The following is a 21,456-nucleotide window of genomic DNA, read 5'->3' as shown; positions in this document are numbered from 1 at the left end:
GGGGTGCGCCGTAGTGCATCCCACCAGGGGAAGCTCAGGACGCCAGCAGGCAGCGGGGCGAGAGCAGCAGCCTCAGACCGCTGCGGCCCCAGGGCAGTCCCCGGGACGGCAGGGCCAGCAGGATCACGCCGGCCTTGCGCAGCTCCAGTGCTTCCAGGGGTGCGCCGATCAGCCGGGACACCAGGGCGCTGAGGTCGGGCTCATGGCCCACCAGACCCAGCCGGCGCCAGGCGGGCAGTTTGCCATCGCCAGCCAGGCAGCGCTCCAGCAGGGGTGCGGCATCGGCCTCCGGGGCCAGTTCGGGCGCCTCCAGCGGCTGCGGCGCCAGGCCCAGACCGGCGGCGATGGCGGCGGTCTGACGGGCGCGCAGCAGCGGGCTGGTGATCAGCAGCTCGCAGCCCAGATCCAGGGCGCAGAGGCGCTCCACCACGGCGCGGGTGCGGCGATCGCCCCGGGGGGTGAGGCCGCGCCCCGCGTCTGGTCGGTCCGGCGCACGGTCCTCGGCGATGCCGTGGCGAAGCAGCAGCAGTTCTCGCCCTTTACTCATCCGGCCAGCTCCAGGCGGGCGCGCAGGTGCAGCGCTTCACCGTCGGGCTGGGCCGCGAACGAGGCCCCCTGCACCGGTTCGCTCAGGCGGCTGCCGGCCAGACCGGAGAGGAGTCGCCAGGGCTGCCAGCCCTCGATCCAGTCGCGGGCCGGAGCGGCGGCCATGGCCCGCTGCAATGGGGCCGAGGGCATCGCCAGGGCAGCCAACTGCTCGAGGCGAGCATGGGGCAGCCCCCGAGCCGACTGCTGCCGGTCGAGCACTGCCAGGTTCTGCCCCCACCAGGCCCACGCACCGGACTGGCTGCGGGCGCCGGCCAGGGAGGCCTGCAGCTGCCGATCGCCACGACCGTCCGCCAGGCTCAGCCGCGTCCACACCTGCACCGGGTCGGCACCACGGGAGGCGAGTGTCAGAGGCGCCATCACCAGACCCTGCCGCTCCAGATCGGCCGCCAGGTCGGCGGGAGCGGGTCGGTCGGCCGCTGTGCCCAGCACCCAGCCATCGGCGGTCTCGTTCCAGAGCAGGGGGCCGGCATCACGGGCCGCCACCAGGGCCGGCAACGACTCCACTCCCGGCGACCCTGCCAGGGGTGCCAGCGCCGGTGCCAGCGGTGAGGCCAGCAGGCTGGCTGGGTTCTGCAGAAGCATCAGCTGGCGCGAGGAGCCCCGCAGCTGGCTCAGGGGCCCCTCCGGTTCGGCCGGATCGAGCTGCAGGCCAGGCTCCTTCCAGCCCAACAGGGCATCCACCACCAGATCGGTGCCCTCGGGCCGCAGGGCGGCCACCAGATCCGTCACCTGGCTGTCATCGGCGAGGGAGGCCGGCAGGCCCAGCCAGCGCTGCAGAGCGTCGGGTCGGGCCTGCACCACAACCACGCCCCGTTCAAGCTGTTGCAGCTGCTGCTGAAAGCGGGAACTGGCGGCCTGGTTGAGTTCGTCGATCTGGGAGACGTCGAGCGCCTGCTCCAGCACGCCGCGGCCCGATCCGATCAGCACCAGGTCATCGTCGATCAGGGCCGTGGCCAGGGGGGCGGGCTCCTGACCCAGCAGGGCTCCTCGGCCGCTGATCAGGCCCATGCCGCGGTAGCGGCTGATCTGCAGGTCGGTGCCCGCCAGGCTGCGGGTCTGCCAGAAGCGCTGCAGGAAACGGCGGGCGCCCTGGTCATCACGGCTGCGCAGGGCCAGCAGCCAGCCGGTGTCGCCGCGATCGGCGCCGGTCTCCAGCAGGGCGAGGCTGATCTCGGGGCCGATCCACTCGGCCAGTTCCCCGCTGTAGTCGATTCCGGCAGCCGCGAAGGCGCCATCCCGCAGGCGCGCCACAGCTTCGACTGATGGTCGGCGCTGGCGGGTGGGGGCGACGGCGCGGGCGTAGTCCACCGGTTGGTTGCCATCCGCCAGCAGGTAAAGGGCCAGGGGGGCGGTGCGGGGCACAAAGCGGGCCGAGAGCGGCACCACCAGGGGCTGACGCTGGAGCTGGAGGGGGCTGCGCTGCCAGACGAGCCACCAGCCCGCCAGGCCGAGGCTCAGCAGCAACACCGCCACCAACAGCACGACCGCCAGGAAGGGGCGGGCCTTCATGCGCCCTACGCAAGGTGGCCCCATCTTGATGCCCAGCCCTTACCTTGACCGCCCACTCCCCAGCGCCACCCCCCACGCCATGGCCTCCGCCAGCCCGAGCTCCCTCAGCGCCAGTGAGCTGCAGCAATGGCTGCAGGCGGAACGCCCCCTGCAGCTGGTGGACGTGCGGGAGGAGCAGGAACTGGCGCTGGCCCAGTTGTCCCATCCCACGCTGCATCTGCCGCTCAGCCGCTCCCAGGAGTGGCTGGCCGAGCTGCCGCAGCGGCTCGATCCGGGGGCTGACATCGTTGTGCTCTGTCATGCCGGCGTGCGGAGCTGGCAGTTCGGCTGTTGGTTGATGGAAACCCAGGGCTATGAGCGGGTCTGGAATCTGCGGGGCGGCATCGACGCCTGGAGCGTGCTGGTGGATCCCGGCGTGCCCCGCTACTGACCTCCGCCTGGCGCAGAACCTGGAGGCTCTCTAAGCTCAATGCCAGTCTGACCGGGTCCGTGCCGGCCCCTTCCCGTGGACAGCCTGCCCCGCCGCCAACAGCAGGTGCTTCAAGCCACGGTGAGGCACTACGTCGACACGATGGAGCCGGTGGGAAGCAGCACCCTGGTGCGTCGCTTCGGCCTGCCCGCCAGCCCGGCCACGGTGCGATCGGCAATGGGCGCCCTGGAACAGCGGGGCTTGCTCACCCAGCCCCACACCTCCGCCGGCCGGATCCCCAGCGAGCGGGGCTACCGCACCTATGTGGATCAGCTGCTGCCCGCCCCCGGTGCGGCTGCCCTGCAACTGGAGCGTGAACTCACCGGCCTCAGCCTTCAGTGGGCCAGCCTGGACGATCTGCTACGCCATCTCGGCCGGCGGCTGGCCGATCTCACCGGGCTGCTCAGCCTGATCACCCGGCCGCAACGGGCCGAGCCGCAGCTTCAGGCGATCCGCCTGATGGGCAGCCGCGATCGCCTGCTGGTGTTTCTGGTGCAGGCCCCTGCGGTGGCCACCAGCCTCAACGTGCGCCTGCCGGGCGAAACGGAGCTGGAGTTGCCGGTGCTGGAGCGCTGGGCCAACCAGCAACTGCGCCGGCCGGGGGAGCCGGGCATCTCCTGGGAACAGTTGCCGCGCGAGCTGCAGCGCAGCGGCCGGGTGCTGCGCCAGGCCCTGGCCAGCCGTGCCAGCAGCGATGCCGATGATTCCGATAACGCCCTGGCGATCGGGCTGGGGGGCCTGCTTGGACAGCCGGAATTCAGCCGTACCGCCAGCCTGCGGCCACTTGTGCAACTGGTTGAAGAGCGGCCGCGGCAGGTGCTGGGCCCCGAAGGCGACGCGATCTGGATCGGCCGCGAACATCCCCACGTCGCTCTGCATGACTGCGCCGTGGTGCAGGCCAGTTATCGCAGCGGCGATGGTGGCCTGGGCCATGTTGCCCTGATCGGACCGATGCGGATGGCGTACGCCACGGCTCGGGCGACGGTCCGATCGGTAGCCTCAATCCTGCAACGCCTGCTCAGCTGAGGGCTGCGGCTTCCGGATTGCCCCTGCCCGCCCCTCTTCCCTCCCGACCCCGGAATGACCTATTGCGTCGGCTTTCTTCTCGATTCGGGGCTGGTCTTCGCATCTGATTCCCGGACCAACGCCGGGGTGGATTACATCTCCACCTACAGCAAGATGCACGTGTTTCAGCCGTCCGAAGACCGGCTGTTCGTGCTTCTGGCCGCCGGCAACCTCGCCACCACCCAGGCGGTGCTGAACCGGATCCATCGTGACCTGCTGGCCAAGGGTGTGAGCAGTCCCCCTGGCGTGGGCAGTGGCCCTGCGGTGGGCACTGGCATCAGCCTGATGCAACAGCCCAGCGAACCACCACAGGAAACCAAGGTGTTCGCCGATTCCTGCATCATCAGTCCTGAAGCCATGGCAGGCTCCTCGGCACCGGCTGCCGGGCCGCTCGCCGCCCGGGCCGCTGATTTCGCTGCGGTGACCAGCTCCGTCAAAGCCGGGAGCTCTTCCGCCCGGGCGGCAGCGGACCGGGAGGCACTGGACCGGGAGGCACTGGATCGTGAGGGAGTGGACCGGCAGGCCGTGGGTCTGCGGGACCAGTCCCTGCCGGACCTGCTCAGCGCCCGCTTTTTGTTTGAAGCGGCCGACTACGTGGGCCGCGTCAGCGTCGCGGTCCAGCAGGAGTACGGCCATACCCTGCGGCAGTCGGGAGCCAGTGCTGAAGCCAGCTTCATCCTGGGCGGCCAGATCCGCGGTGATCGCCATGGCCTGTATCTGATCTACCCCCAGGGCAACGCGGTGATGGCCACCCGCGAAACCCCCTTCCTGCAGATCGGTGAAAGCAAGTACGGCAAGCCTCCGCTTGATTTCGTGGGGCATTGCGGCCTGTCCCTGGAGGATGCGGCGCGCCTGTGCCTGATTTCCCAGATCATCACGCGACGCTCCAACCTCACGGTGGGCCCACCGTTTGAGGTGGCCCTGATGCCCCGCGATCAGCTGCGGATCTCGCGCCGGATCAAGCTGTCCAAGGGGGCCCCGGAGATCGGCCGCTCGATGGAGATCTGGGCCCGCAGCATGCAGGACGGCCTGCGCCGCCTGCCGCGTTTCGCCTGGGAAGAAGATCCCCTCTGACTCAGCCCTCCAGCCGGCCGCCCAGTTTCTCGGCCACGGTGTTGACGTCCTTGTCGCCGCGGCCGGAGAGGTTGAGCACCACCTCGGTGCCCGGGGCGAGGGTGGGGCAGAGGGTCTCGAGCCAGGCGAAGGCATGGGCGGTTTCGAGGGCTGGAATGATCCCCTCGAGTTCGCAGACCAACTGCAGCGCCTGCAGGGCCTCGGTGTCCGTCACGGCACCGTATTCGGCCCGGCCGATCTCCTTGAGGTAGCTGTGTTCGGGGCCCACGCCGGGGTAGTCGAGGCCGGCGCTGATCGAATGGGCTTCCTGCACCTGGCCTTCGCTGTCCTGCAGCAGCAGGCTCATGGCGCCATGCAGCACCCCGACGCGCCCCTCGGTGATCGTGGCCGCGTGGCGGCCCGTGGCCACACCGTCGCCGGCGGCCTCCACCCCGATCAGGCGCACGGACGTGTCCTCCACGAAGGGGTGGAACAGGCCCATGGCATTGGAGCCGCCGCCCACGCAGGCGATCAGCACATCCGGCAGGCGACCGAAGGCCTCCTGGCACTGCGCCTTCGCCTCCCGGCCGATGCAGGCATGGAAGTCGCGCACCAGCATCGGGTAGGGATGCGGGCCCGCCACCGAGCCCAGGATGTAGTGGGTGGTCTCCACGTTGGTGACCCAGTCGCGGATGGCCTCGCTGGTGGCGTCCTTGAGGGTGGCGGTGCCCGCGGTGACGGGCTGCACCGTGGCCCCCAGCAACCGCATGCGGAAGACGTTCAAAGCCTGGCGGCGCATGTCCTCGGCGCCCATGTAGATCACACACTCCAGGCCGAAGCGGGCACAGACGGTGGCGGTGGCCACGCCGTGCTGGCCGGCGCCGGTCTCGGCGATGATCCGTTGCTTGCCCATGCGCAGGGCCAGCAGCGCCTGACCGAGGGCGTTGTTGATCTTGTGGGCGCCGGTGTGGTTGAGGTCTTCCCGCTTTAGCCAGAGGCGCGGACCGCCTTCGGGGCGGGCGTAGTGGGCCGTGAGTCGCTCAGCCTCGTAGAGGGGCGTGGGCCGGCCCACGTAGGTGCGCAGCAGGTGATGGAGTCGATCGGTGAAGGCTGGATCAGCCCAGGCTTCCGCTGCAGCCTGCTCCAGTTCCGCCAGGGCGGGCATCAGGGTTTCGGGCACGTACTGGCCGCCGTAGCGACCGAAACGACCGGCCGGGGTGGGCCGCGCCGCCACATCGAGGAGAGCCGTGGCATCGGGTTGCCCCGGGGCGGGGGTCTGAGCAGACAGGGTGCTGGTCACCGGCGGCTGGACGGGGTGGAACCAGCGTAGGAAGCCGTGCTCAGGGCGGCGGCGGCGGCGCCACCGGCCAGCCGGCAGGGTTATCGATACGAAGCCAGCCCGGCTCGAGGGTGCAATCGGTCGATCCGGACACGGAGCTGCGCAAGCTGTCGGGCCGCAGCGGCGCGTTGCGGCAGAGGGCCGCGGCAGGTTCGCCCTGCAGGCCGATCCGCACCATTTCCAGCTGCAGGGGGGGAAGATCCACGGTGGGGGCGTTGGCGCAGTGGAACGGCGGTGCGCTGGAGTGGGTGGTAGCGAACAGCGGAGCCATGGCCAAGGGGGGCTGGACCGAATTCAGCAGTGGCGTCAGCCGGCCGGAAAGCCTGCAGCGCGCTGGTGCCGGGGACGCCGCCGCCCTGCCGCGCGCCCAGCAGCGGGTGCGGGTGCAACGCACCAAGGCGGGCAAGGGCGGCAAGCTGGTGACCGCCATCACCGGGCTGGAGATCGGCGAGGCTGCAACCCGGTCCCTGCTGAAGCAGCTCAAGGCCGCCGCCGGCACCGGCGGCACCCTCAAAGATGGCGTGATCGAACTGCAGGGCGATCAGGTGGCTGCAGCCCTGAGCGCCCTGGAGCAGGCTGGCTTTCGGCCGAAGCAGGCGGGGGGATGATTCGGTCAGGCCCCCTAGGGTTGTGGGCCCTCAAAGCCGCCAGCGCGTCCTCCCGATGCAACTCACGATGGTCGACGCGTCGATCCTGCCGCTGACGCGGACGCTGACCAATCTCGCCGCCGTGCTTGCCAAGGGCCAGGCCCATGCGGAAGCCCACCGGATCGATCCGGCGGTGCTGCTGCAGAGCCGCCTCTATCCCGACATGTTCCCGCTGGTGCGCCAGGTGCAGATCGCCTCGGACATCGCCCGGCGTGGGGTCGCCCGGCTGGCCGGATCCGAAGCGCCGGCGGTGGAGGACAACGAAACCAGCTTCGCCGAACTGATCGGGCGGCTGCAGCACACGATCGCCTTTCTGGAAAGCGCGCCGGTGGAGCAGTTGAACGGCTCGGAAGAACGGGAGATCACGGTGCCGATCGGCCGCGATCAGACGATCACGATGCTGGGGTGGCCCTTTCTGAGCAGCTTTGTGTTGCCGAATGTTTATTTCCACGTCACCACGACTTACAACATCCTGCGCCACAACGGCGTCGTTCTCGGCAAGCGCGACTTTCTGGGCGAACCCTGACCCCTTCTCCTGAACACAACCCCTGAACACAGCCGGGCGGATCGGGCAGGCTGCAGGGAGCCCTTCGAGCCAGGCCCTGCCGATGCCGTTCCATGGCCCCGCCCTGCTCCAGCCGATCGCCATCGATACGCTCCTGGCCCTGGGGCTGGAGCACAATCCTGAAGCGCCGGCGCTTCAGGATCTGGAGCGGTCGCTGAGCTGGGCGCAACTGGAGCGCGACTGCGAGGCCCTGGCGCGGGCCTACCGGCAGCTGGGGCTGAAGCGGGGCGATCGGCTGGCTTCGCTGATCCCGAACCGGGTGGATCTGATCGTGCATTACCTGGCCGGTCTGCGCAGTGGGCTGGTGCTGACCCCGCTCAATTACCGCTACATGCCACCGGAGATGGACCATGCCCTGGCGGTCAGCGGGGCGGCCGCGCTGGTGTATCACGACGAACGCCAGGCCGACGTGGCGGCCAGTCGTGTGGCGGCCCAACTGCCCCTGGGCCTGATCCGGATCGATGACCACACCGGCTTCGCTGATCTGCTGCAGGCCACGCCAGGCACCAACCCGTGCACCCCAGAGCCCTGGCCTGCGCTGGAAGCCACTGACCCGTGCGTGATCTATTTCACCTCCGGCAGCACCGGCAAACCGAAGGGCGTGACCCACAGCCGCGCCAGCTTCGGCGCCCTGCTGGCCTCGCTGGTGCAGGCCCTGGAGCTGAAGGCCACCGAGGAGGTGCTGGCCGGCAGTTCCCTGGCCCACATTGCCTCCTCCGGCCTGGTCCTGGCGGCGCTGAGCGCGGGTGCGTTGGCGGTGGTCGCCAGCACCATCGACAGCCCCTCTTTGGAGTTGTTGCTGCGGCGTCACCGGCCGGCGGTGCTGCTGATTCTGCCGGCGGTGCTGTTCGGCCTGGTGCGGGATGAGCGGCTGCGATCGACAGACCTGCAATCGATCCGGCTGTGCATCAGCGGCGGCGACAAGGTGCCCCATCAGTTGCAGCAGGAATTTCGCGCTGCTGCCGGCTTCAGCATCGATGAGTGCTACGGCATGAGTGAAATCGGCTTCGCCACCCTGGCGCCGCCGAACGGCGAGATCCGGATCGGCTCAGTGGGCAGCTTGTGTCCAGGCTTCAGCGGGTCACTGCGGGACGAGAGCGGCCGCGAGGTTGCCGACGGAGAAGAGGGTCGGCTCTGGATCCAGGCCCCCTCCATCATGGTGGAGTACTGGGAGAACCCGGACGCCACCGCCGAAACGATCCAGGCCGGCTGGGTCGACACCGGCGATGAGATGCGGCTCGATGGCGATGGCTATCTCTGGTTCTGCGGCCGCCGCAAGCAGATCATCCTGCACGACAGCTCGAACATCTGCCCCCAGGATGTGGAGGAGGCCCTGGAGGAGCATCCGGCGGTGGACCTGGCGGGAGTGATCGGCATCCAGGATCCGGTGCATGGCGAAAACGTGCGCGCCTATGTGACGCTGAGGCCGGGAGTCGCGGCGCCACCGGACGAGGAGCTGATCGCCTTTGCCCGGGCGCGGGTGGGCTATAAGGCTCCCGAGGAGATCCGCCGCCTTGAGGCGATGCCCCTCAATGTGGTGGGCAAGACCGACCGGCTGGCCTTGCGGCAGCTGGCGGCCGCCAGCCTGCACACCCCCTGAGGAGCCCAGTCGAGCCTCAGCCCTGAACGGCGACCAACACCTGCGCCAGGGAGACGGCGCCCGGATCCGGGTGGCCGACGCTCCTGCTGCCATGGGATCGGGCCCGGCCGAGTCGGGGCAGCAGGGCGGCTGTGGCCTGGGCTGCCGGCTCCCCTTGCGCGATTCCGCTGCCCAACCGTTCCGAGAAGGGGATCAGGGCATCGACCAGGGTCTTGTCGCCGGCCTGGGCCTTGCCGAGAGTCTGGATGGCGCCAAGGGCGGTGGCGACGGCCCCAGCCAGGGCTTCCGAATCCAATGGATCTGCTGCGGCGAGCGCATTGCCGGCTGCCGCCAGACCAAGGCCCCAGAGGGCACCGGAGCTGCCGCCGCGCTGCCCTGGTCGTCCACCACCCGCTGGGCAGCGGCCACCGCACCACCGACACCCCGCACCTTGCCCAGGCCATGGTCGCCATCGCCGGCGACGGCATCGAGCTGACCCAGCTCCAGCTGGCTGGCCACCAGCGCTGCCTGGGCCTGGTGGAGGCCCTCCAGCACCCGGCGGGCCCAGATCAGCTGATCGCCCCGGGCCGGTGGCATGGCCCCACGGTGAGGTGCTGGCGCCAGCGGGGTCTGCGCGGCAGCGCCGGTCTCCGGTTCTGGAGTGTTCGTGGGGTTGGGAGTCGGCTCGCCGCGATGGAAGGCGGCGCTATCAGCTGGGGCTTGCCAGAACGGCTCGAGCTCATCGTCGAGCCAGAACAGGCTGAGGGACACCCCGGCCATCTCCAGGCTGGTAACCAGTTCGCCGCATTCCGCATCGACGATCCGGACGCCCCTGGCCTGAAGATTGGTCGCCACCGCATCCAGGCCCAAGCCGGCTTCGGCCGCCGCACCGGCCACCTTGTACACCGCCAGCCCGCCGGCGATGCCACGGCGCTGATCGATGGCGGCTAAGGGCGCGCTGGCGATGTCATCACTCACCGCCCCGATGCGCACGTCGTGGCCCTCGGCCCGCAGGCGTTCCGCCGCCAGGCCGAACTGGAGCATGTCGCCGGTGTAGTTGCCGAAGGCGAGCAGGACGCCGGCGCCCCGCTCCACCTCCCGGCTCACACTGACAACCTGACCCGACGACGGCGACGCGAAGATGTTGCCGCAGGCGGCAGCGGCGGTCATGCCCATCCCGACCAGACCCATGAATGCGGGGTAGTGGCCGGATCCGACGGTGGTTCGCCGCCACGAAACCGGCCTTGGCCTAGGCCGCAAAGCGGCTGGCATCGGTGATCAGGTGCGTCATGTTCTGAGATCCTGAATGGGGCCGTCCAGATCGTCAGCCTCAGCATGGTCCGTGCTGCTGTGGCACCCCAGGAGTTGCATGGCAGCTTCACGCTGTGCCATCCATTTCTCTCCCCATCCATTTCTCTCGCCAGCCGCGAAGGACTCGTGACGCGAGCATCGGTCAGTCGCAGGCCTTGATGCCTTCGTCGTGGCGGTGGCAAGGGTGAGCGAGTGATTTCGGCTGTCGGCGGCGTCGAGCTGCCGGAAGATCAGGGAGGAGGCTGGTTGAAATGCAAATGGCCGGCGAAGGTAGGAGATGCAATGTAGGGGGTGAGGGTATGAACCAGTGGCGGCCCACACAGGTCGATCGCATGCCATTCACACCACCGGGAGATGTCTGGATGAAACGTCTCGGGAGATGTCTGGATGAAACACATCCAACTGGCCTGGTGAGACCCTGGTCTGTAGTGATTGATGCCAGCAATGTGCGCCGATCAATCGATAGTCTGATCTTCGCAACTGACGCCAGGTCCTGATCCGATCGCACGACCTGATGCGACGGGCTGATCCAGTGGCCTGATGCGGTGGCGGACATCACGACAACCCCTGTTCATGACTGCAAACCAAGACACCATGATCCCTGCATTGCTGGCTGCCAAAAAAGCCAAGGACATGAGCTTTGCCGACCTGGGCGCAAAACTCGGTCGCGACGAAGTCTGGGTGGCGTCCCTGTTCTATCGCCAGGCCACCGCTTCGGCGGACGAGGCGATCCAACTGGGGGAGCTGCTGGATCTGGATGCAGCAACCATCGCTGCCTTGCAGGAGTTCCCCACCAAGGGATCGCTGGATCCGGTCATTCCCACGGATCCCTTGATCTATCGTTTTTACGAGATCATGCAGGTGTACGGCATGCCGCTCAAGGATGTGATCCAGGAGAAGTTTGGCGATGGCATCATGAGCGCAATCGACTTCACTCTGCAGGTGGACAAAGAAGAAAATCCCGCTGGCGATCGGGTGAAGATCACCATGTGTGGCAAGTTCCTGGCCTATAAAAAGTGGTGATCAGTCGCTGCTGGTAGGCCCAGCGGCCAGAGTCGCCCCTGGTCATGGGTGTTGAACTGAGGCGGCATCGGCAGGATTCTCCGTGCTCCAATGGATTGATGTAGGCTAGTTTCGCGCTCCTGCTAGGGATGCTCTGGAAACCCCCTGTTGAGAAACTGCCGTCAAGACAGGGGCACGAGCCTCAGGCCTTGGTTCGAGCATTTTCGTGGGTTGTCCAGATTCTCCCTAGCGGTATTGAGCAGTTTTATATTGGTCTTCAACCTTTTGGCGCACTCGGTTGAAAGCGACTGGTCTGCAATGCTGAGAGGCTGCAATGCTGAGAGGCAGTATGGCTGGTTGGCTCTGCCGCCGGCTTTGGTTCAGCTGTTCATGATTTAGTGGTCCCTCTACTCTGCTGGGCGTAGTTGTGGGTAAGGATTGCGATGGCATGGCCAGAGCGATTGGTGCGACTTCTGGTATGGCAGCATTCAGTACAGACATTCATAGCCGTCGCTCTGCTGAAGTAGTTGACTGCTCACTTTGTCCAGCTCTGCCATCCAAACCCCCTGCATGAAGAGGAAGTCGCCATCTTGCAGGATCTGGTTGAGGGTATCCGTAAGCTGCTCCAAGCTCTCGATGTGCTGATGGAGTGCCGTGCCAGGCAGGGTCTGGGAGTGGCAGGGAAAGCGATGGGTTGTGATGATCATGTCGAATTCGGCGGCCTTCAGCAGTTTTCCGGCCGTGGCAATGTCGTAGCGATAATCTTTATTGTCCTCCAGGTTGTAGAATTCAGTGATCACGGCAATTTTCCGACGAGCTCTGTCTTCGTGGTCATTGATCCTTGCGGCAAGGCGAAACATCGAAAGAAAGCCTTCAAAGTAGCCTCGCCTGGTTTGGTCGTAGAGATACGTGGAGCCTTGTTTTCGGCTTAGTCTGTAAAGTTTGCCACTGGTTTCATAATTTCTGGCCGACCCGTATCGATCGGCGCACTCCATGAGAGGCTGGCCCAAGATCTTTGCGGCTAACAAGACTCCTGCGGACATTGATGGTGCATAGTCTTCTAGCATTGGGATTGCGTACTCAATCATTTCTCCCATGACGTCGACCTTGACCTTCTGATGAGTTCTTGTGACGTCGATCTGAAGCACGCGGGCATCGGCAGCGTCGTTGCTTCCAAAGGTCAGGATCCTTCCCCTTGTTCGTCTTGCCACCTCTTCTTTCAGCCTTGAACCATGGGGGCCATCTGAGCAGAGGATCGCGGTTCCGTGGCTGCGCATGTGGCTCACGGCAGCGGCTTTGTTCCGAATCAGGTTGCGTAGGCTTTGATGGCGCCGCATATGCTCAGCGCTGATTCCCGTGATCACGACCATGTCTGGCCTGAGAAGCTGGGATCTCAGCTCGGCGTATCCTGGGCCAGGAATAGCAACTTCGACAAGGTTGATTTGTGTCTGGCCAGTGGTGGAACACAGCGCTCGCAGCACTGATCGTTCTTGATTCAGGCTGTTTTCCAGGCAGAAACGTCCTGATTCTGCTCCGAGGATGTGATGAAGCTGAAGCTTGTAGCCTGTTTTGCCGTGTGATCCTGTGATCAGAACGGTCCATCCTTCGTAGGCAAGTCTGCTGTGTATGGCAAGATCTTGTAGCGCCTTCTCGGCGTGATTGACTTCCAGTACAGGTCCCAGGTCAGGATCTGTTGCTGATAGCCTTGTCAGGATGGCTGAGGCACCGCGTTGGTGTGCATCGGCGAGAAAATCATCCTGTCGATGGTCTGTGCTGCTGCGATCGTTGACAAGGTCAATGAAAAGGTCGCCGGCCACGATATGAGGGCGATAAAAGCTGACGCTGCGCAGGTTTGGGGTATTGATCAGGCAGTGGCGCCACTGGCCGCCTGTGGCACGGCTGAGTTCCGGTCCACTGAGCAGGATTCTTTGTTTCTGATCCAGGCTTTGTCTGCGCAGCGTTGTGAGTCGTTCCTTGATCGTTTTGCGCTGTGATGGCTTGCCGATCACAAGGATGTCCAGCTGCTCGCTCATCATTTTCCCCCATCCGAGCAGAATGACTCCATAATCACGCTCTGGTCTGAGTTCGAGTTCGTGCAAGTGTTCCAACTGGAAGGATGCGCCCCGCCAGTCTTGAATGCTGATGCTCCACTGGGAGCTCCCAACCCGTTGAGCGATACTGGCGGCATAGGCTGATCGGGAATAGCCTGCAATGCAATCCAGAACCACGCAGGCAAGGTTCTCGCCGTCTTCCATGATCGCCAGATCAATCCCGATCATGCCCTGGTAGCCGAGTTCGCCCGCTACTTGCAGGAGCGGTGTAAGCGTCGATGTGAGGTCATAGCCTGATTTCGAAACTGATCTTGCGGTGTTCTTATTCTTCTTGTCGATCGCGATGACGCTGTGCAGCTCCACGGAGCCTCTGGCGTCCATGTGATAATGAGCCCGGAGTAATTGCTGCGCCTTGATCTCTTCTTGGAGTTGAAAACCGTTTGCTTGCCCCAGGCGCTGCCTGAGCCTGAACACCTCATCAGGAGAGACGCAGGGGCGCGCTGCTGTGTCCTCTGTCGATCCTGCGGATCTGAACAGGCAAGGCATCGCGAATGCTCGGATGCTGTGCTCTGGTATCTCTTCTCCTTGATCGACGCAGAGTGTCTTCGGCACCGGCAGGCCGAGCTCACGTGCGATCTGAAGAAAAGTGTTTCGATTGCCTAGTCTCTTCGTTGCCTCATGGCGGCGTTGGTCTGGAAAGTAGCGGTGTTCTTCCTTGCCGAAGTGATGGCAGGATAGTTCGCTGATCTCTTCTGTGATGCCTGTCTTGAGCTGCATGTCCCAGACGACGTCATCGCTCACGCAGAGGCCAGCGCGCCTGAGATGTCGATAGGCCAGCGGAAAGATCTCCTGTAATGCCGATGGCAGTTGAATCCGATCCGTTGGGGCTGTCAGCGCCAAGGCGTGAGCGGCCACATCCAGCCTCCGTTGGGCTGAGACCGGTCCGAGACTCAGCGCATCATGGTTGAACAGACGCATGATCAACCTCCCTGAAGAGTCTGTGCCGGCTTGGTTTTCCCCCCAGCTGCATCGGGAGGATTATCGGGAGGATTCCCCGCCGTTGCCTCCTGCTGGGGTTGCTTGCGTCGTGCCTGCATGCTCAGGATTGCCAGGGGCGTGTCGCCAGGGGGGCAAGGAGAACAGCGGTCTGGTTTGTTGTTGTTTGTCGACTGATTCATCTCACCTTGTCTGACTTGCTCTCGGCCTGAGTGTCATCCTGGCCTTGGCTGAGCAGCTGTTTGAGCTGTCGTTGGTCGCTGCTTCGGGAGGGTGCTCCCCGCTCCAGCACCACCACACCATCCTCAAGCTGTCGGATCCCATAGCGTTGCTCGTTCACCAGTTGGCGCAACCGTTTGCGAACCTTGCGATATTGCTGCTCGTCACCAGGAAAGGCCACGGCATAGCGCTGCAGCCAGTCCACGTCCACGGCGATCCAGTCCACCGGCCGTTCCTGACCCTGTCGATCCTGGTAGGCCTCGGCATAGGGAAAGCGCACCACCACCGGCCGGCTGGCCAGCAGAGGCACCAGGGGGGTGTTCGCAGCGACCGATGCCTCTGCCGGAATCGTGGAGAGGGCCCGACGCGCTGCCTGGCCATGCTGCCATTGCCGCCAGGGAGCCTGATACACCCAGGGGTGAATGCTGTCCGGGATGAGGAAGGACAGGCTCCGATTCGGATTGGCGCTCAGGGCGAACAGCAGGGAGAGCAGCAGGGCACCGCTCCAGACAGCCTTCAGATGGCGGCGATGGAAGACGGCGCCGTGACGCCCCCACCAGAACACCGCTCCACTGAACAGACCGGGCACCACCAGAAACGTGTAGCGGATGTTGATCGACAGGGGGTTGTTGGTGCCCTGGGCCAGCAGCAACCCCAGGAGTGGCAGGCCCATCAGCAGCCAGCTGTCGAGGGCGATCAGCGGCACAAAGATCAGCGGCAGGCCCTGGGCCAGGAGGTAGCGCAGGGTCTGCCCGGGTGGACTCACCAGTTCCCGCAGCAGGATCAGGGGTTGACGCAACACCAGCAGCAGCACCTCGAGGCTGCTGGCCTGATTCCGCTCGCCCAGGTATTGGCCGAAGTTCTCCACCATGAAGCGGCGCGAATTGTCCTCGCTGAACAGGGGCATCAGCCCGTTGGTCACCAGCACCACCCAGCCGCCGCCGTAGGCGGCCAGTGCCAGGGCCAGGGGCCAGCGCTGCCGTTGGCGTACCACGAGCCACAGGGCCACCCCCACCAGCAAGACCCCTGTGTCTTCCCGGATCAGCGGCATGACCAGGGCCCCCAGGACGATCTGCCAGAGGCAGCGACGCTCCAGGCCCAGGATCAGCAGGAAGAAGACCAGCGGCAGCTGGCAGAGGTCGGTGAAGTTGCCCCAGGTGGGGCCGACCACGGCGTTGGCGGCGAAGAAGCTGAAGGCGATCCAGGCGGCGAGCCCTGGCTCCAGGCGCCTGCGAGCCAGCTGGTGCAGCACCAGGCCGGCGGCGGTGACCAGCCCCACCTGAATCAGGGGAAGGGCCCAGAGGCCCAGCAGCCGCACCAGCGGAATCCACAGGACCAGGATCGGCGTGAAGTGCTGGCCCAGGCGGTGGTACCCAAGGGCGGGAAGTTCGCCGCCATGCACCACGTTGGTCGACAACTGTGAGGAGAGGGTGCTTTCGAAGGGATGGCCGCGCCAGCCATTGGCGAGCACCTGAAGAAAGATGCCTTGGTCATAAGAGGCCGTGAGCACGCTCAGGCGCCACCACTGCAGCAGCAGGCCCACGGCCGCGAAGACCGCCGCGGCGATCCACACCCGTCGTGTGGCCTGGATCTGCCGCTGGCTTCGGCTGGGTGCGTGCCGCTCTGCCTGCTCCTTTGGCGTGGCGGCAGGCCTCGATGGTTGACCGAGGGCGGCGGCCTCCTGTGGGTCCATGAATTCAGTTCAGTGGCACGACATACCAGCTCTGCCGAGGCCAGGGGCAGGCGGTCGTCAAGGGGGAGACGGAGCTGGCACCGATTTTGGAGTCTGATCCGGCGGCGTTCTGGTGGAGCTGGCAGAGGGTCTGAACCAGTGCCGTCTTGTCAGGCCCGCTTTCAAAGGGGCGGAAGCTCTCGATCGTGTCCAGGCTGCCTGCCAGCGCCACGGCCCCCTGGCGCCGCCAGCGCCGGATTGCCTTGGCACTCACCTTGGCGGGGCTCACCAGCCAACCCTGCCGCTGGGCCAGGTTCAGCAGGGTGGGATCCGGACCGGTGACAGACACGATGCGATCGCCCGGCGCTGTGGTGGCCCGGATTGCTGCCGCCAGCGGGCCGAGCTGCCGCCATTGCTGGCGCTCCACCCGCCAGTAGTCGAGCGAGAGGATCGTGAGGCTGCTGGCCAGCAGCAGGGCCAGCCCGCCGAAGGCGATCCACTGGCGTGGCGCCGCTGCCCAGCCCTGCCGCAGTTGCTCCCAGCCCAGGCCCATCAACGGGCAGGCAAACAGCATCAGGGGGAGTTGGTAGTACTCGTGCACGGCGCTTGAGCGCGCTGCGAGCGCTCCGGCTGCCAGTACGGCGGCCAGGCCCACGATCAGGGAGGCGCCCCCCCGGGCCGGCGCTGCCGCCAGGCCCAGCACCAGCAGCGGCACGCCGAGCACAGCCAGGTTCCGCACCGCAATGCGTAGCAACAGCTCCAGCCAGTACTTCCAACCGAGAAGTTCCAGCGGGTTGGCGCGATCGACATCGTCGCCCCAGAAGCCGAAGCTCAGCCCGCTGGCCTGTCCGAGCCGGTAGGCATGCCAATACCAAATGGCCGTGACGGCCACGGTGGCCAGGCTGAAGACCAGAGGACCAGCCCAGCCACCAAGCCAGCCACCAGTCCGGCCCAGCGGTGCAGCCCGACGGGGGCGCTGCCTCAGCCAGATCCAGAGCATCGGCAGCCCGAGCCAGAGCAGCGGGAACACCTTGAGCAGGCAGGCTCCCGTGAAACCGAGCCAGCTCAGCACCAGGTCGCGGCGCCGCCGCTGCTCGCGCCAGGCCAGCAGCCGCTCGAAGGCCAGCGCCGCCAGCAGCATCAGCAGGGGCTCCGGCTGCACGCTGCGGCCGAAATAGACGCTGCTGGGCAAGACGGCGAAGAACAGGCCCCCCCACCAGCCGGCACTGGGGCCTAACAGCTGGCGGCCGATCCGGATCACCAGCCAGAGCGTCAGCAGGCTGAAGACCACCGCCAGGCCGCGGGCCAGCCACTCGTGCACCCCGAACAGGCGATAGAGCAGTGCGCTCAGGTAGGGAGACAGCGGGAACTCGCTCTCCACGGTGCCGGGAGAGGCCCCGGCCCAGTCGATCTGGGGAAGCCAGAACACGAGGCCGTTGCCGGCGAAGTGGCGTGCCATGGCCGCCGTGTCCGCCTGGCGCCAGCTGTGGACTCCGACGATCGGCATCCAGATCTGCACCAGCCGCAGCGCGGCTCCCAGCCCCAGGGGCAGCCAGGGACCCGGGTCTCTGGATCGGTGCATCCCCGGGCCCGGCAGCAGGCGTTCACCCTATGTCCAGAGATCCAGGCCGTTGGTCATTGGCGGGAGTGGCACAGCGGTGCTTGTCGGCTGCATCGCCTGCCGCCATCCTTCGGGTCGGCGCATTGCGCCTTTTGTGTGAGGACCCCATGAAACTCTTTAAGCAACTGCTGGTTGCTCCTGCGGCCCTTGGCTTGCTGGCCCCCTTGGCCGCCAACGCCAACGACCTCAACCTGGACGGCGTCAACCAGTACGCCTCCCAGGAGCAAGTCACCAGCATCAGCCAGTTCTCCGACGTTCGCCCCACCGACTGGGCGTATCAGGCACTCAGCAACCTGATCGAGCGCTACGGCTGCGTCGCCGGCTACCCGAACGGCACCTACAAAGGCGGCCAGGCCATGACCCGCTATGAAGCGGCTGCCCTGCTGAACGCCTGCCTCGACCGGATCACCGAAGTGACCGACGAGCTCAAGCGCCTGATGAAGGAGTTCGAGAAGGAACTCGCCGTGCTCCGCGGCCGCGTTGACGGTCTCGAGGCCAAAGTGGGTGAGCTGGAAGCGAACCAGTTCTCCACCACCACCAAGCTGAATGGTAAGGCGACCTTCGTTCTGGGCGCCAACAGCTTCAACGGCGACGCCACCGCCATCCGCGATCAGTACCGCTCTGAGTTGGGCGCCACGACGTTCAACTACGACGTTCAGCTGAACTTCGACACCAGCTTCACCGGTAAGGATCTGCTGCGCACCCGTCTGCGCGCCGGCAACTTCCGTGACACCACCTACCTGGGTGGTAACGAGTTCGCTCCCAACCCCCTGAGCGCCTTGGAAGTCGCCTTCCAGGAAGACGATTCTGACAACCAGGTCAACATCAACCGCCTGTTCTATCAGTTCCCGGTTGGTAGCGATTTCACCGTCACCATCGGTGGTCGCGTCCGTCAGGACGACATGCTGGCCATGTGGCCCAGCGTGTATCCCGCTGACACCGTTCTCGACTTCTTCACCTACGCCGGTGCTCCTGCCGCCTACAGCCTGAACCTGGGCTCTGGTGCAGGTATCTGGTGGCAGAAGGATGGTTGGAGCGTCAGCCTCAACTACGTCGCCGCCAACGGTAACGAAGGCAATCCCAACATCGGTGGTATCGGCACCGATGGTTCGGCCCAGACCGGAACCGCTCAGATCGGCTATGCCGCTGAGAACTGGGGCTTGGCCGTGGCTTACACCTATGCCAACGGCATCGGGTTTGCTGCTGGTACTCCCTTCGCCGTGGGTGTGAGTGAGTTCGGTGGCTTCGACAGCAGCAACTCCATCGGCGTGAGCGGCTATTGGCAGCCTTCCGAGGCTGGCTGGGTTCCCTCGATCAGCGCTGGCTGGGGCATCACCGGTTACAACACCGCTGATGACCTCGCCGGTTTCGACGGCATTCAGAGCCAGTCCTGGTACGTCGGCCTGCAGTGGGAAGACGTGTTCATCAAGGGTAACGCCGCCGGTATGGCGGTTGGTCAGGGCACCTTCATCACCAGCTTCGGTGATGACAGCGACATCAAGGACGCCCTGGGTGACAGCCCCAACGACGGCAACTACGTCTGGGAGTGGTGGTACAAGTTCCAGGTGACCGACAACATCTCCGTCACCCCGGCCATCTACTACCTCAGCGCTCCTCTGGGTCAGATCCAGAAGTTCAACGGCGACACCTTCAATCAGTTCGGCGGTCTGGTCAAGACCACCTTCAAGTTCTGATTCAGGTCTGAAGTTGGCCTGGAGAGTGCCTCATCCGTGCTCTCCTGCTTGCTTCCTTCCTCTTGACGTTGACTGCTGATTCCGTTGGCGCTAGCACTCGGCTCCTCTCACACATCGCCTAGCTGCATTTAAAGCGCCTGGAATCCTTCAGCCCTCGCAATCGGTAAGCACCCCAGCATTACTTCGCCTCGTTTGTTCTGTCCCGGTGGGCCTGTCTCGCCGGGATTTTTTATGCTGCGAATCTGTTCTTGCTCGGGGCTGGATTAGGTATCCCAGGGCACTTCGGTCTGTGCTCGCAGCGAAGGCACTCCGCTGTTGTGTCTGTAAGGATGTCGCGGCTGATCCATTGGATTGGCCCCCTCAATTTGGTGTGAGGATCTCGATGAAACCTTTCCAGCAATTTTTTCTGGCGCCAGCGGCCCTGGGCCTGCTGTCCCCACTGGCTGTGCAAGCCGCCGATCTCAATCTGGCCGGCGTGAATCGCTACGCCGAGGCTGAGGTGGTGGATGGCCAGGAGCAGGTCACCAGCATCAACCAGTTCTCCGATGTGCGCCCCACCGACTGGGCCTATCAGGCGCTCAGCAACCTGATCGAGCGCTACGGCTGCGTCGCCGGCTACCCGAACGGCACCTACAAAGGCGGCCAGGCCATGACCCGCTATGAAGCGGCGGCCCTGCTGAACGCCTGTCTCGATCGGATCACCGAGGTGACCGACGAGCTCAAGCGCCTGATGAAGGAGTTCGAGAAGGAACTCGCCGTGCTCCGGGGCCGCGTCGACGGTCTTGAGGCCAAGGTGGGTGAGCTCGAGGCTACCCAGTTCTCCACCACCACCAAGCTGTCCGGTGACACGGTCTTCGTGCTGGGTGCCAACAGCTTCGGTGGCAGCGAGAACCTCGGGGACCGCAGCCCGGATGAAAACAGCAAGAACTTCGGCGCCACCGTCTTCAACTACGACGTGCGTCTGAATCTCTCCACCAGCTTCACCGGCAAGGATCTGCTGTACACCCGCCTGCGCAGCGGCGACTTCAATAACAGCCCCTTCAGCGGCAAGCCCTTCAGCCTGATGGCTCTGGACCGGGCCTTCAGCCCCTCGGCTGGCCCTGGTGCTGTGGAAATTGATCGTCTCTACTACCGCTTCCCGATCGGCAGCTCCTTCACCGCTCTGATCGGCGGCCGGGCCCGTAATACGGAATTTCTGGCGATTCGTCCGTCGTTCTATGGCGGCCGCGGCACTAACATTCTGGACGTCTTTACCCTGCACGGTGCTCCTGGCACCTACAACAAGGCCACTGGCGCTGCCTTCGGCCTGATGTGGAAGCAGAACGTGAAGAAGGGAAATCCTTACTTCGCCGCTTCCACCAGCTACATCGGTCCCAGCGGTAACGAAGGCAATCCTGAGAAGGGTGGCCTGTTCACCGACGGCAGCAAGGGCAGCTTCACCACCCAGATCGGTGTGGCGGCTCCCCAGTGGGCGCTTGCATTCGCCTGGCGTTACGGCCAGTGCGGCCAGAACTTCCGCCGCGGCAGCCAGTTCGCCAACCAGAACCAGCCCTGCCCGGCCAGCGGCTCGGATGATTCCGCCTATTCCAACAACTTCGCCGTGACCGCGGCCTGGCAGCCGATCGATTCCGGTTGGGTGCCTTCGATCAGCGCGGGCTGGGGCTACAACTCCCTCACCCAGGCCGGATCCTCCGAAGGCTTTGATGCCGCCAACAACATCGATGCCAGCCAGTCCTGGTCCGTGGGGCTGGAGTGGGCTGATGTCTTCGCCAAGGGCAATGCACTCGGCATGGCCGTGGGTCAGCCGGTCTTCGCCACCAGCCTGCGGGACGGCAACACCCCGCAGGACGGCAACTATGTGTGGGAGTGGTGGTACAAGTTCCAGGTGACGGACAACATCAGCGTCACCCCGGCGATCTTCTACCTCAGCCGCCCCGACGGTCAGTTCACCACCTCAGGTGAGACCAACCACGTCTTTGGTGGACTGGTCCAGACCCAGTTCAAGTTCTGAGTCCAGAGCCCTCTCCCGGATCCCTCACACCTGCGCCACCCGAG

At 65.4% G+C, this 21,456-nt stretch carries 17 protein-coding genes and 1 pseudogene; 9 read left to right on the top strand and 9 right to left on the bottom strand.

What is annotated here, in order from left to right; genetic code table 11:
* Positions 1-34: 34 nt before the first annotated feature.
* Positions 35-547, bottom strand: a complete 513-nt coding sequence (locus KQ310_RS05770; RefSeq protein ID WP_259720813.1) for a histidine phosphatase family protein — start codon at positions 545-547, stop codon at positions 35-37.
* On the bottom strand, positions 544-2,118 hold the full coding sequence (locus KQ310_RS05765) for a DUF3352 domain-containing protein (protein WP_259720812.1): 1,575 nt from the start codon (positions 2,116-2,118) through the stop codon (positions 544-546). The genes KQ310_RS05770 and KQ310_RS05765 overlap by 4 nt, the downstream gene beginning before the upstream one ends.
* A 28-nt stretch (positions 2,119-2,146) precedes the next feature.
* Here KQ310_RS05765 and KQ310_RS05760 point away from each other — a divergent pair, with 28 nt between their 5' ends.
* The 3 genes from KQ310_RS05760 to KQ310_RS05750 all read left to right on the top strand — a co-directional run bounded on the left by KQ310_RS05760 (position 2,147) and on the right by KQ310_RS05750 (position 4,726).
* Positions 2,147-2,548, top strand: a complete 402-nt coding sequence (locus KQ310_RS05760) for a rhodanese-like domain-containing protein (RefSeq protein WP_399237741.1) — start codon at positions 2,147-2,149, stop codon at positions 2,546-2,548.
* A 75-nt stretch (positions 2,549-2,623) separates the two neighbouring features.
* Complete coding sequence (locus KQ310_RS05755; RefSeq protein WP_259720811.1) at positions 2,624-3,613, top strand: heat-inducible transcriptional repressor HrcA; 990 nt, start codon at positions 2,624-2,626, stop codon at positions 3,611-3,613.
* Positions 3,614-3,667: 54 nt separating this feature from the next.
* Positions 3,668-4,726: a hypothetical protein gene (locus KQ310_RS05750; RefSeq protein WP_259720810.1), complete on the top strand. Its 1,059-nt coding sequence runs from the start codon at positions 3,668-3,670 to the stop codon at positions 4,724-4,726.
* Position 4,727: 1 nt separating this feature from the next.
* On the opposite strand, the gene trpB is transcribed toward KQ310_RS05750, so the two are convergent.
* Both trpB and KQ310_RS05740 read right to left on the bottom strand, forming a co-directional pair.
* The gene (trpB, locus tag KQ310_RS05745; protein WP_399237738.1) at positions 4,728-6,005 is read right to left on the bottom strand and encodes a tryptophan synthase subunit beta; all 1,278 of its coding nucleotides are present in this window, start codon (positions 6,003-6,005) and stop codon (positions 4,728-4,730) included.
* A gap of 40 nt (positions 6,006-6,045) precedes the next feature.
* Positions 6,046-6,315, bottom strand: a complete 270-nt coding sequence (locus KQ310_RS05740) for a hypothetical protein (RefSeq protein WP_259720809.1) — start codon at positions 6,313-6,315, stop codon at positions 6,046-6,048.
* Here KQ310_RS05740 and KQ310_RS05735 point away from each other — a divergent pair.
* The 3 genes from KQ310_RS05735 to KQ310_RS05725 all read left to right on the top strand — a co-directional run bounded on the left by KQ310_RS05735 (position 6,314) and on the right by KQ310_RS05725 (position 8,856).
* Positions 6,314-6,652: a translation initiation factor gene (locus tag KQ310_RS05735; protein ID WP_259720808.1), complete on the top strand. Its 339-nt coding sequence runs from the start codon at positions 6,314-6,316 to the stop codon at positions 6,650-6,652. The two genes, KQ310_RS05740 and KQ310_RS05735, sit on opposite strands and share 2 nt — an antisense overlap.
* Positions 6,653-6,707: 55 nt before the next feature.
* A complete protein-coding gene (locus tag KQ310_RS05730) occupies positions 6,708-7,217 on the top strand; it encodes a DUF1993 family protein (protein ID WP_259720807.1) in 510 nt (169 codons plus the stop codon).
* 82 nt (positions 7,218-7,299) lie between these two features.
* Positions 7,300-8,856 carry a class I adenylate-forming enzyme family protein gene (locus tag KQ310_RS05725; protein WP_259720806.1) on the top strand — a complete coding sequence of 519 codons (1,557 nt, stop codon included), beginning with the start codon at positions 7,300-7,302 and terminating at the stop codon, positions 8,854-8,856.
* Between the two features lie 16 nt (positions 8,857-8,872).
* Here KQ310_RS05725 and KQ310_RS15990 read toward each other — a convergent pair whose 3' ends face one another.
* Together KQ310_RS15990 and KQ310_RS15985 are read right to left on the bottom strand one after the other, a co-directional pair.
* Positions 8,873-9,190 (bottom strand): DAK2 domain-containing protein, encoded by a 318-nt coding sequence (locus tag KQ310_RS15990; protein WP_399237761.1) that lies wholly within the window; start codon positions 9,188-9,190, stop codon positions 8,873-8,875.
* 359 nt (positions 9,191-9,549) lie between these two features.
* Positions 9,550-10,107 (bottom strand): annotated as a pseudogene (locus KQ310_RS15985) (dihydroxyacetone kinase subunit DhaK); the annotation flags it as partial.
* A 612-nt stretch (positions 10,108-10,719) separates the two neighbouring features.
* On the opposite strand from KQ310_RS15985, the gene cynS reads away from it, so the two are divergent.
* Positions 10,720-11,169, top strand: a complete 450-nt coding sequence (cynS, locus tag KQ310_RS05715; protein WP_259720804.1) for a cyanase — start codon at positions 10,720-10,722, stop codon at positions 11,167-11,169.
* A 467-nt stretch (positions 11,170-11,636) separates the two neighbouring features.
* On the opposite strand, the gene KQ310_RS05710 is transcribed toward cynS, so the two are convergent.
* The 3 genes from KQ310_RS05710 to KQ310_RS05700 all read right to left on the bottom strand — a co-directional run bounded on the left by KQ310_RS05710 (position 11,637) and on the right by KQ310_RS05700 (position 17,668).
* Positions 11,637-14,177: a Mur ligase family protein gene (locus KQ310_RS05710; RefSeq protein WP_259720803.1), complete on the bottom strand. Its 2,541-nt coding sequence runs from the start codon at positions 14,175-14,177 to the stop codon at positions 11,637-11,639.
* 196 nt (positions 14,178-14,373) lie between these two features.
* Positions 14,374-16,107, bottom strand: a complete 1,734-nt coding sequence (locus tag KQ310_RS05705; protein WP_259720802.1) for a DUF2079 domain-containing protein — start codon at positions 16,105-16,107, stop codon at positions 14,374-14,376.
* Positions 16,108-16,111: 4 nt separating this feature from the next.
* Positions 16,112-17,668, bottom strand: coding sequence for a glycosyltransferase family 39 protein (locus KQ310_RS05700; RefSeq protein WP_259720801.1), 1,557 nt, complete (start codon positions 17,666-17,668; stop codon positions 16,112-16,114).
* A 146-nt stretch (positions 17,669-17,814) separates the two neighbouring features.
* Here KQ310_RS05700 and KQ310_RS05695 point away from each other — a divergent pair, with 146 nt between their 5' ends.
* Positions 17,815-19,401 carry an iron uptake porin gene (locus KQ310_RS05695; RefSeq protein WP_259720800.1) on the top strand — a complete coding sequence of 529 codons (1,587 nt, stop codon included), beginning with the start codon at positions 17,815-17,817 and terminating at the stop codon, positions 19,399-19,401.
* 382 nt (positions 19,402-19,783) lie between these two features.
* Positions 19,784-21,412, top strand: a complete 1,629-nt coding sequence (locus KQ310_RS05690) for an iron uptake porin (RefSeq protein WP_259720799.1) — start codon at positions 19,784-19,786, stop codon at positions 21,410-21,412.
* Positions 21,413-21,456 lie beyond the last annotated feature (44 nt).

This window comes from Synechococcus sp. CS-1328, assembly GCF_025128095.1.
Classification (GTDB): domain Bacteria; phylum Cyanobacteriota; class Cyanobacteriia; order PCC-6307; family Cyanobiaceae; genus CBW1002.
This window is presented reverse-complemented; position numbering and strand designations above follow the sequence as displayed.